General features: G+C 28.3%; 8 protein-coding genes. 1 reads left to right on the top strand and 7 read right to left on the bottom strand.

What is annotated here, in order from left to right:
* Nucleotides 1–49: 49 nt before the first annotated feature.
* From ACYUDJ_RS00640 to ACYUDJ_RS00630, 3 genes are all read right to left on the bottom strand, one after another.
* The gene (locus ACYUDJ_RS00640; protein ID WP_043031861.1) at nucleotides 50–1,588 is read right to left on the bottom strand and encodes a serine hydrolase domain-containing protein; all 1,539 of its coding nucleotides are present in this window, start codon (nucleotides 1,586–1,588) and stop codon (nucleotides 50–52) included.
* Nucleotides 1,589–1,708: 120 nt separating this feature from the next.
* A complete protein-coding gene (locus tag ACYUDJ_RS00635) occupies nucleotides 1,709–2,593 on the bottom strand; it encodes a sensor histidine kinase (RefSeq protein WP_242867359.1) in 885 nt (294 codons plus the stop codon).
* 146 nt (nucleotides 2,594–2,739) lie between these two features.
* Nucleotides 2,740–3,414 carry a response regulator transcription factor gene (locus ACYUDJ_RS00630; protein ID WP_042385141.1) on the bottom strand — a complete coding sequence of 225 codons (675 nt, stop codon included), beginning with the start codon at nucleotides 3,412–3,414 and terminating at the stop codon, nucleotides 2,740–2,742.
* A gap of 788 nt (nucleotides 3,415–4,202) precedes the next feature.
* Here ACYUDJ_RS00630 and ACYUDJ_RS00625 point away from each other — a divergent pair.
* The gene (locus tag ACYUDJ_RS00625; protein WP_003486395.1) at nucleotides 4,203–6,839 is read left to right on the top strand and encodes a cation-translocating P-type ATPase; all 2,637 of its coding nucleotides are present in this window, start codon (nucleotides 4,203–4,205) and stop codon (nucleotides 6,837–6,839) included.
* Between the two features lie 303 nt (nucleotides 6,840–7,142).
* On the opposite strand, the gene ACYUDJ_RS00620 is transcribed toward ACYUDJ_RS00625, so the two are convergent.
* The 4 genes from ACYUDJ_RS00620 to ACYUDJ_RS00605 all read right to left on the bottom strand — a co-directional run bounded on the left by ACYUDJ_RS00620 (nucleotide 7,143) and on the right by ACYUDJ_RS00605 (nucleotide 12,330).
* On the bottom strand, nucleotides 7,143–7,997 hold the full coding sequence (locus ACYUDJ_RS00620) for an HDOD domain-containing protein (protein ID WP_042385143.1): 855 nt from the start codon (nucleotides 7,995–7,997) through the stop codon (nucleotides 7,143–7,145).
* Nucleotides 7,998–8,176: 179 nt separating this feature from the next.
* Nucleotides 8,177–8,584 (bottom strand): hypothetical protein, encoded by a 408-nt coding sequence (locus ACYUDJ_RS00615; protein ID WP_043031860.1) that lies wholly within the window; start codon nucleotides 8,582–8,584, stop codon nucleotides 8,177–8,179.
* 254 nt (nucleotides 8,585–8,838) lie between these two features.
* On the bottom strand, nucleotides 8,839–10,572 hold the full coding sequence (locus tag ACYUDJ_RS00610; protein WP_003486402.1) for an ABC transporter ATP-binding protein: 1,734 nt from the start codon (nucleotides 10,570–10,572) through the stop codon (nucleotides 8,839–8,841).
* 12 nt (nucleotides 10,573–10,584) lie between these two features.
* On the bottom strand, nucleotides 10,585–12,330 hold the full coding sequence (locus ACYUDJ_RS00605) for an ABC transporter ATP-binding protein (protein WP_043031859.1): 1,746 nt from the start codon (nucleotides 12,328–12,330) through the stop codon (nucleotides 10,585–10,587).
* Between the last annotated feature and the right edge of the window lie 62 nt (nucleotides 12,331–12,392).

The following is a 12,392-nucleotide window of genomic DNA, read 5'->3' as shown; positions in this document are numbered from 1 at the left end:
TAACAATTCTACACCATATATAATTAGCATTTAAGACTAAACCTATATTCTAATTAATTTTTTTAGTTAATATATTTAATAGAGTTAAGACAATTCCAAAAATTGTAACAATCAGTGTTACCCAAAAAAGTTCTGGTGACAAAAATGTAAAAAGTAAATAATCATCTAATTTAAATATAATTTTAAAAGGAACTTTTGAATAGAAGATAAAATACCAAATTGCCACAAGTAAAGCTGGTAATATAACTTTCATACAATATTTAAAGTCAAATTTATTATTAGAAATTAAAGAAACAATTCTTCTTTTGCTTGTAAATTGCTTTTTTATATTATAAATAAAATACAAAAATAAAATATCTAGAAAAAATGCTAGCGATAACAATGTTGCTTGCATAATTCTCAAAAATTTAGTCTCATTAATATTGCTTCCTGTAGCCCAATTAGTCCAGACCCCTAGAACATCAGATTTAAAATAGTATCCAGCATCTCCATTTGTAAGAATTACAATACCCCTTTTTTCTTTAGGTAAAAATGCAATTTGAGCATTCCAACCAGTTATATCTCCACTATGAGTTATTAATTTTTCACCATTTTTTAACGTTGTTGGAATAAATCCAAGACCATAAACCCCAAAAGAACTTTTAGTATTTAGTTGAGGCGAAAACATTTTTTCAAGGGAATCTGATTTTAAAACACCTCTTCCAGCACCAGTTCCATTAGAATAATTCATACATGCTGCAGTAAAAGTTGAAAGATCTGCTAAATTTGTATATACTCCGCCAGAGGCATGCTCTATCCAAGGTCTATCTACTATAGCTTTTCCATCGCCTGTATATGCAGTAGCAATGGTAGTATTATCTTTATATTTTCTATCATATCTTGTATGTTTTAAATTAAGTGGATTAAATATTTCTGATTTCATATAGTCTGCAAATTTTGTTCCGGTTACTTCTTCAACAATTAATTGTAAAACCGAAAAACCTCCTCCTGAGTATTGAAATGTATTTCCTGGTTTATTTACTATTCCAACACGCCATTGCTTTCCTGCAATTCCTGAAAGTGATTGTTCTATAGTAGGTAATGGTTTATCCGGATCATATCCAGGAGCCCCTTGTACAGAAAGCCCTGCTGTATGACTTAATAGTCTTCTTATAGTTACACCCTTTGTGTCAAATTTTGATGGTGGAATATGCCAACGAGTAAGATATTTTTCTGCTGGAGCATCTAAATTAATTTTTCCTTGTTCTACAAGATTCATTATTCCCCAAGCAGTAATAGGTTTAGATATAGATGCTATTCTAAAAATAGTATCTTGAGTAACTTTTGTATTAGATTTTTTATCAGCAAAACCATATCCCTTTTGCCATATGATTTTATCATTTTCAATTAATCCTATGGCAACACCAGGTACTTTGTATTTTTTCATCCAATTTGGAAATTCATTATCAAGCCTTTCTACAAATTCATTTGAATCTTTAGATGAATAAATTTTCGAATGATTAAAAACTGTAATTAAATAAGAAGCTGTTACTGATATTACTATTACTACCAATATTGATATTGTAGTTAAAAATAACTTTTTTTTCATTTTATATACCTCCAAAATGTATTCAACTAAATTTAAATATTTAGTTGTATTTCCCTATTTCAGTATATAAAATTCCAAAATGTATCACCATTTTTTTAACTTACATTTTTCTTGTTCATCTTACATTTTTGTAACATCATAATAATCATGCCACTTGGGAAAGTGTATAAATACACTAGTACCCTTTCCATATTCCGATTTAATGTCTATATGATGTTTAAGTTTCTTTGCTAGCTTTTGAGAAAGGTAAAGTCCCATGCCAGTAGCCTTTAAGTTAATATTTCTTCCATTGTAACCTGTGAATGCATCATTAAATATTTTTTTTAAATCCTCACTTTTAATTCCTAAACCATTATCCTCTATAATTAAAACTTTTTCTTTATCATTTTCTAAGGTTTTAAAAATTACAATACCATTTACATTAGAATATTTTAATGCATTTGAAACAATCTGATCTATAATAAAAAGAATCCATTTTTTATCGCTATCCACAGTAAAAGCTTCAGGTACTTCATTTAATAATTTTATATGTTTTTTTATAAATATAATGGAATGTTTTTTTACACTCTCTTTTATTAGTTTTGCTATATTAACTTCTGAGATAGTGTAATCCTTAGAAAAATTATCACTTCTTGAATAATAAAGTACTTTTTCAACATAATCATCAATTTTCTCTATCTCTTCTTCCAAAGGTTTTAAGTTTTCTGTATCAAGACCTTGCTTTTCACAGCTAATTAAAAGCTTTGAAGTTGTTATTGGAGTTTTTATCTCATGAGCCCAAGCAGTCATAAACTCCTTATTTTCCTTAAATTCATTTTCTATATTTTTTACAGTTTCCATAAAATCATTATAAAGGCTATCTATTATTGAATAATATATTTCTTCTTTACAGTCTATAGGTTTAGGTAAAATGGGAGTTTTATCCTCTGAAGCTTCAACATCTAAAAGTTTCTTAATTTGCTGGTATTTTCTATAATAATCTATTGCAATATAAGTAATAAACATAAACATAGAAACAAAAATGATATAAAAAATATTAGAAGTTAAAACTCTATTTTTTCTATCAAAATATATAGTTAATGATATAAAAATTATTTGGAAAATATAAAATGCTAAGAGCTTAATGTTTTCTTTTAGATATTTAATAAAGCTCATTTTATAACATATCCCTGATTTATAATGGTTTTAATAAAATCATTAAGGCCTATTTTATTTAACTTTTTTCTCAGCCTATTAATATTAACTGTTAAAGTATTATCATCAATGAAGTTTTCATCCTGCCAAAGTTCCTGCATTATATCCTCTCTGCTCACAATAGTTTCATACTCTTTCATTAATATATAAAGAATTTTAAACTCGTTTCTTGTAAGTTCAATAGTTTTATCTTGATAGTAAAGTATATTATCCTTTAAGGATAACATAGCACCTTTACAGTCAAGAACATCCATATTGGAATCTCTATAAGAATAAGTTCTCCTTAAAATAGCATTTATTTTTGCATTAAGTACCTCAATAGAAAACGGTTTTGTTATATAATCATCCCCACCCATATTTACAGCCATAACAATGTCCATATTGGTACTTCTTGAGGATAAAAATATTACAGGTACTTTTGACATACTTCTGATTTTACTGCACCAGTAAAAACCATCATAAGCAGGAAGATTTACATCCATAAGCACAAGCTGAGGATTTATATGCAAAAATTCCTGAAATATGTCATTGAAATCTTTTACTATGTAAGTTTCAAAACCCCATTTTTCAAGGGATTTCTTTATAATATTTGCTATTTTTTCTTCATCTTCTATTATCATTATCTTGTACATTAATTCCCCCCTATATTGTATTTTTATTATTTAAATAATCTTTTCTCTTCAAACTACTAAAAGCACTGATAAAAATCCAAAAATAACTAAGTTCTGACCTTATATAGCTATAATATTTATTAGTTTGAAAACCATTAAAATTATTTAATTTTCCCTATAATAATGCCAATATCTACACTATATTACTTATAATAATTATTATTTGCCCTTAAAATTTTTCAAAAGTGGACTTATTTTAATAACCATTAATAATTATATCACGGCTTATTGATTGAATAAATTAATAATTAATTATATATTTTTTCAAACTAAATTTGGTAATTTTATTGACAAGCTCTCCGCAAAGTTATATTATATATTTAAGTTAATATTGTTATATGTTGTTAAAAGGGAGTAGTATAAAATATAACATCAACATGCCCGGTTAGTTTTCTAGCCTGGTGTTATATACCAAAGTTTGGTTGCAAGACTTTTAATATAATTCTTTTGTATTCTAAGAATTATATTAAAAGTCTTTTTTATTTGCTAGGCAATTATAAATTATTTTGAGACTTCATATTACCAATAATATCTAATTTAAGGAGGATAAAAAATTAAACTTACATAAGTGTAATTTATAATTTTATATTAAAAAACCAAGCTAAAAAATAAAAATAATTTTTAATAATATATAACCTTAACCTAAAAATATAGATACTATTATTAGTACTGTGCTTTTAGTAATGTTTTACAATGAATTCTTTAACCCTTTAAGCATTTTAATCTATAACTAGAAGGAGGAAATTTTCATGGAAAAATATTTTCATAAATCTATTGAAGAAACTATGAAATACTTTAATGTGAGTAAAAATGGTTTAAATTCTAAAGAAACAAAAAAACAAAGAGAATTATATGGATACAATGAATTAGTAGAAAAGAAAAAAGATACAATCCTTAAGGTTTTCTTAGAACAGTTTAAAGATTTTTTAGTAATTATATTAATAATAGCTGGAATAATCTCTATGGTAACAGGAAATATAGAAAGCACCATTGTAATATTTGCTGTTATTACTCTTAATGCTATATTAGGTACAGTTCAGCATGTAAAAGCTGAAAATTCTCTAAATAGTTTAAAGAAGCTATCTTCTCCTCATGCTAAAGTAATAAGAGATGGTAAAAAAATAGAACTTTTATCTAGAGAGATAGTTCCAGGAGACATTTTAATTTTAGAAGCTGGTGATTATGTACCTGCCGATGGAAGAATAATAGAAAACTACTCTATTCAAGTTAATGAAAGCTCTTTAACTGGTGAATCTGAAAGCGTTCTTAAAACTGCAGACACTATATCTGAAAATGATATTGCCCTTGGTGATCAAAAGAATATGGTATTCTCTGGTAGTTTCGTTACCTATGGTAGAGCTACTGTAGTTGTAACTAGTATTGGTATGAATACAGAAATAGGAAAAATAGCCTCACTTATTGAGAATACTCAAGAAAAGAAAACCCCTCTTCAAGTGAGTCTAGATGATTTTGGTAAAAAATTAGCGATGATAATTTTAGTAATATCCGCTTTAATATTTTTACTTGACATACATAGAGGATCTTCTGTATTAAATTCCTTAATGTTTGCTGTAGCCTTAGCTGTGGCTGCTATTCCAGAAGCTTTAAGTTCTATTGTTACTATTGTACTTGCTATTGGTACTCAAAAAATGGCTTCTGAAAATGCTATTATTAAAAAGCTAAAAGCTGTAGAAGGGTTAGGATGTGTTTCAGTAATATGTTCTGATAAGACAGGCACCCTTACTCAAAATAAAATGAAAACAGAAAAAATCTATATAGACAATAAAATATTTGAGTCGAATGAATTTGATTTAAAAAATTCTGTACAAAATCTTTTAATTAAATCTTCAATTTTATGTAATGATTCTACTGTGCAACAGAATAAAAAAATAGGTGATCCTACTGAAATAGCTTTTGTAGAATTAGGTAAAAACTATTCATTAGATGAATTAGATTTAAGAAAAACTTATCCAAGACTTTCAGAATTACCTTTTGATTCAAATAGAAAACTTATGAGTACTTCTCATAAAATTGATGGACAATACCTTATGATTACCAAAGGTGCTGTAGATGTTCTCCTTAAAAGGATAAAATACATAAGAACTTCTGAAGGTATAAAGGAATTTACGAATAAAGATAAGAAAAAAGTTGAAAGTGTAAATTATGAGTTTTCACAAAAGGGATTAAGGGTACTAGCTTTTGCCTATAAAGAAATAAAAGAAGATATTGAACTTTCTATGGAAGATGAAGATAGTTATATATTTTTAGGTTTAATATCAATGATTGATCCTCCAAGAAAAGAATCTTTTGAAGCTGTTAAACAATGTATACACGCAGGTATAAAACCAGTAATGATAACTGGTGACCATAAAATAACTGCTTCCTCCATAGCCTCTCAAATAGGAATACTAAGAAATAATGATGAAGCTATAGAAGGTGTAGAGCTAGATAAAATTAGTGATGAAGAGTTAAAAGATAGAGTAGAAAATATATCTGTATATGCTAGAGTTTCTCCAGAACACAAGATAAGAATAGTAAAAGCATGGCAAGAAAAAGGAAAAATTGTGGCTATGACTGGGGATGGCGTTAATGATGCTCCAGCATTAAAGCAATCAGATATAGGTATTGCAATGGGTATAACAGGTACAGAAGTATCTAAAGACGCAGCTTCAATGATTTTAACAGATGATAATTTTGCAACCATTGTTAAGTCTATTTCTAACGGCAGAAGTATATATAGCAATATAAAAAATGCCATTAGATTTTTACTTTCTGGAAATACTGCTGGTATTTTATCCGTTTTATATGCTTCACTGTTTGCTTTACCTGTGCCTTTTGCTCCTGTTCACCTTTTATTTATAAATTTACTTACAGATAGCTTGCCAGCTATAGCTATTGGGGTTGAACAAACTAAAAATGATTTAATAAATGAAAAGCCTAGAAATATAGATGAACCTATACTTTCTAAAGATTTCTTAAAGGGTATTCTAAGTGAAGGTATATTAATAACAATATTCACCATGGTAGCCTTTCATATAGGGTTAAAAGGTTATGGTGAAAACTTAGCAGCAACTATGGCTTTTGCTACTTTATGCTTAAGTAGATTATTCCATGGATTCAATTGTCGTTCTAACAGTTCTATTTTTAAAATAGGGTTATTTTCCAACAAATATACTTGGATAGCCTTTTCTACAGGATTCTTTTTATTAAATTTAGTTTTAGCTTTTGATCCTTTAAAAGCATTATTTGAGGTTAGCCCCCTTAATATAGAACACTTTATATATATTTATATTTTAGCTGCTTTACCTACAATAATAATTCAAGCTTACAGATTTGTATTTAAAGAAAAACTTAATTTAAGTCATTCTTTAGCAAAAGGTATTTAATAAATACTAACTATCTAAAATAATAATTTCAATAAAAATTATATTTTAGATGTTTGCATAATATTTAACTTTACTTTAGAATATATAAATAGCCTAGGAATAAAATTATAATTTTTGTTCCTAGGCTTATTTTTAATTACTCATTTTATTGCATACAAAGTTTTTCCCACACCACCATAAAAGAGTATATGCACTTATCCTCCATGGCTATGTCCAGTTAAGGTTAAATCAATATTATAATCTAAAAGATTATTTATGTAATCTGTATCATGCATCAGCAATATATTATAGCTTTTTCAATATTTAAATAATATTAAAACTATCGTTATCATTTAAGTAATCTACTGATTCACAGATTATACTTTCAATAACTTCTCCTTTTATATTTAAAGTTTCAAGGGCAAAATCTGAAAATTTATAAGATAATCCATCGTTTCCAACACCTACACCTAACATCATAGTAATAGAATCCGCTATATGTACTATAGAAACTAATTTAGGATCTTCTTTTGATAATTCTGGTGAATGATGATAACGAATACTCTCTACTAAAGATAATGGAAAATTCCATTTTTCAGCTATTTTAGCTCCTACTTCTCCATGATTAAATCCAAGAATCTCTTCCTCTGCTTCTACAAAAGTTTTTCCCTCTTCATCTACTTTATTTATTATTGTTTGATATTCTTTAGCTACATAATAATTTAATATAGTTTTACCAATATCTCTTAAAAGACCTGCAACATAAGCTTGTTCAGCTTTAGGATATTTTAATTTTTTAGCTATAAATCTTGCTATTATAGCACAGCTTTGAGATTGATTCCAAAGCTCATATTTCTCAAGACCATATCCTCCCGGAAGTTCTTTTACAAGATATTCACTTACTGCTGATGCAAGAGCTAAACTTTTTATTGCTTGAGCACCTAAAAGTACAGCTGCTTCTGATACAGTATCAATTCTTCTAGCATATCCATAATAGGTTGAATTAGCTAATTTCAATATTTTTGATGTAAGACTTTGGTCAGTTAATATTTCCTTTTCCAATTCCTGTACTGTAGAGTAAGGATCTTCCGCAAGAGATATTATCTTATTTATTCCATCCGGTAGAATAGGCATATCTTCAACTTTACTAATTAAATTATCTAAACTTATTTTTGCCATATTTTGAACACCCATTTCATATAAAATATTTTTTATAATATTATATATATCGCTATATCTAATTGAATACTTAAACTTTTTATAGATATTTACCATTTAAAATACTATAGCATTTTGGAAACATATAACTATGAATAAAAGTCTTATCATAAAAATTTATAATGTATGCACCTAATAAATCACTTTAAATTTCTCAAATAGCTTTTAGTATCATAAATACTATATTCTTCAGCTTCATTTTTTTTATTTTCATCTTTTTTCCTTTCATCTTGTTGCATTTGAACAATTACACGTAACTCTTCTGGACTCACGTTCTCTATCTGAGCTAAAATTGATGCATCTGCATCTTTTAAAGCAATTCTTTTAAGGCACTTTATTTTCATTCCATTTTCTACAAGATATAATTTTATTACATTACCTTCTAAAAAATACTTATGAGCTCTAACTTTCTTATTATTTGAAGAAAATTTTTTAATATCAAAAACTTTATTTTTTTCATCATGTTTTTCCGTAGCTTTATTTTTTCTATTTTTAAAAGAATTAGAAATTTGTTCCCCAAAAATCTTATCATATTGAATTTTCACCATTAATATAACTCCTTTCCAGATTACATTACATTTCCATAAAATATTATCGTATTAGAAAATATAACCTTTAATTCAAAAATTTTATTTGTAATATTATGTTTTAATAAAATTTTAAAAGTAAATACGTCAATTAAGATTTAAAATCTTAATTGACGTATTTGCTTTACTATTGATTTATACATCCAATTTAAGTTTAATGAATATCATATACACTATTACACAATGTAACAGTCAATAGATGAAAAATAATTTATTTAACTAACAATTTTCCACCCAATAGCCTTTTTACGTACCCCAATAAAATTAGCATAAATACCTGGTTTATTAATTAATTCATCATGTGTACCTTTTTGAACTATATTACCATTATCCAGAACAATAATCTGATCTGCCTGTTTTACTGTTTTTAATCTATGAGCAATCATAATAATGGTCTTATCTTTTGTAAGTTCTGCTATGGCTTCTTGGAGGCGACTTTCATTTTCTGGATCTATATTAGAAGTTGCTTCATCTAATATAATTATTGGTGCATCCTTCAAAATGGCTCTAGCAATAGAAATTCTTTGCTTCTCTCCTCCAGATATATTAGATCCTCCCTCGCCAATCACAGTATTATAGCCATTAGGAAGTGATTTAATAAAATCATGGCAGCAGGCTTTTTTAGCTGCCTCTATAACTTCATCCATAGTAGCATTAGTTTTACCAAACTTAATATTATTGGCTATAGTATCTTGAAAAAGATAAACATTTTGAAACACCATACTAATATTTTTAAGGAGACTGTTTAATGTGTATTCTTTAATATCTCTATTACCTATTGTAATGCTACCTTCAGTTACATCCCAAAACCTTGCAATTAAATTACAAAGAGTACTTTTTCCGCTTCCAGAAGGTCCAACTATAGCAGTAGTAGTTTTTTCTGGAATTTTTAGATTGATATTTTTAAGTATTTTTTTATCATCATAAGAAAAACTCACATTGTTAAACTTTATATCATAGTTCTGTGGTACGATACCTTTTCCATCAATATCCATAACGGGAATTGCATCAATTTCATCTACTTTATTCATGGAAACATCCAACATTCTAAGCAATGCAGATACACTACCAGCTGACTCTAATTGCCCATAAATCATGAAAGCTGAAATTACCATAAGAAGACATTTGAAAAGTTCCATGGTTCCATTTACATAAAACAAAATAGCAATAAATATAACAGCTACACTATTAACCCTCAATACCAGCTGCTGTAAAACAGTATAAGGAATAAAGGTTTTTTCCAATAAAATATTTCCTTCTCTACTTTCTTTTATAGCTTGGTCAATCTTTTTATTTGTATTCTCATCCATATTAAAAGCTTTTACTACGCTTATACCTTGTACATATTCCAATGTAGCTTCTACAAGTTTTGCCTGAGCTTCCTGTCTTTTAGGAGAATTTACATGGGATTTTTTTTGCAACAAAGCATTTGCCCATACAAAAAGAATAATTCCCATAAATACTACTAATCCAATACGCCAATCAAAAGTTGTTATACCTATCATAATTACCCCAGCATGAATAAACCCATGAAGAATCTTTGTAAGTACTATAGGTGCATTATTTTCTATATCTCCCATTGTAGTAGTTACAGAAGATGTAATACTACCAAGGCTATTACTATTAAAATATCCCATAGGCAAATATTTCATTTGATCCCCTATATGAATTCTCTTATCTGCACACATAAAATAACCAACTTTAGTTTGAGAAAAATGAGAAATGTAACTAGAAATAGTTTTTCCGACAATACTTATAAGCATAATGCCTAAAGACATCCACATGTTTTTTTCTGTTATCCCACTAATAAGCCCATTTAATACAATTGCTAATGCTAGAAGTTGTAAAAAATCAAATATAGAATGAATTACACTAAATACTACAGATTTTTTTAATGTGTTTCTATTATCTCCTGAAAAGTCAAATATTTTTTTAAATGTATTTATCATATTTATCCCTCCTTATGCCTCATCTTTTGCATCTACATGAGCTTCCCACATGCTACGATACAATTTACAGTCAGCTAAAAGCTGTTTATGAGTTCCTTCTGCCACAATTTTCCCATTTTTAACTACCACTAATTTATCAGAATCTATAACTGTTGAAAGTCTGTGAGCAATTACAATTAGCGTCTTATTTACAACTAAATTTCCTACTGATTCTTGAATAATAGCCTCATTTTCAGGATCTGTATAAGCAGTAGCTTCATCTAGAATAACAATAGGAGCATCTTTTAGCATAGCCCTTGCAATTGCAATCCTTTGGCGTTCTCCTCCTGAAAGATGTCCTCCTGCTCCACCAACTACAGTATTGTATCCCTTTTCTAGTTTCATAATGAACTCATGACAGCCAGAAGCTTTTGCTGCGGCTTCTATCTCCTCATTTGTTGCAGTAGTTTTTCCCATACGGATATTTTCCCTTATGGTATCATCAAATAGATAGTTATCTTGAGATACATAAGCAATCTGTTCCATAAGCTGTTTCTGAGGAATTTCTTTAATATTTATATTTCCTATACTAATACTACCCTCTGTTACATCCCAAAACCCTGCAATAAGCTTTGTAATTGTAGATTTTCCACTACCGGAAGGTCCTACAAAAGCTGTTACAATTCCGGGATTTATCCTAAGATTAACACCATTTAAAATTTGACTTTCTTTATCATAAGAAAATTTTACATCTTTTAATTCAATAGTTAAATCCTTTAAATTTTTTTCTTTAGTAGGTCTTTCAAGTTCAGGAGCGTCAAGCAGCTTAGATACATCTCCTACAACTGTTCCTATTTGTCCAATTCTATCTGTAAAGCTAATAGCTGAAAGTATTGGTTCTACAATTCCCAAAGATAATATCACTATAGTAATAAATACAGGAATTGTGAGACTTCCATTCATACAAAAATAACATCCAAATGGCAATACTGATACCAAAACTGCAGGCCATACTGTAAAGCACATAGACATAAAAACCTGACAATCCTTCATCCAATTCACCGCATAGTTTGCATTCCCTGTTACTGCATCTGTATATTTTTCATAAGAATTTGCAGATTGATTAAAGGCTTTTATTACTTCAATTCCATTTACATACTCAATAACTGTAGTATTCATTTTTTTACTTGCCGCTACAAAACCACTAAATCGCTTTTCATAATCCTTGGCCATACCCTTATAACACAAAAATCCTATTGGCAGTGTAATAAAAGATACAAATGCCATTCTCCAGTCTAAAATAAACATGTATACAACAATAGCTATAGGCACCAAAAGATTTGATGTCATCTCTGGAATTAAATGAGCCAAAGTAGACTCAATACTCTCTACCTGATCTACAATAATACTTTTTAATTTACCAGAGGGAGTTTCTATAATATATCCCATAGGCACTCTAGAAAGTTTTGAAACCAATCTGAGTCTAATCTCCTCTAAAGTAGCATAAGTAGCTGTATGAGAAACAGTTGTAGATAAATTCATAAAAATGGTCTTTAAAATTAATCCTGCAGCTGCTAAAACACACCAAAAACCATAGTAAGAAATATTCTTTTCTCCTCCAATTAACTTAACCACCATATTTGCTACAGCAAAATAAGGAATCATCCCGGATGCCACACCAATAATAGCCAGTAACACAGAGCCTATAAAACTAGCTCTATGTGGTTTTGCAAATTCCCTAAGTCTAGAAATAGGGGACTCAACTTTTGTATTTTCCATATTAAAAATCACGCTCCTTATATCATAAATAAGTTTCTAATATTTATATAGATTTTTAACTC

It is taken from the genome of Clostridium sp. CTA-6 (assembly GCF_054768115.1).
This window is presented reverse-complemented; position numbering and strand designations above follow the sequence as displayed.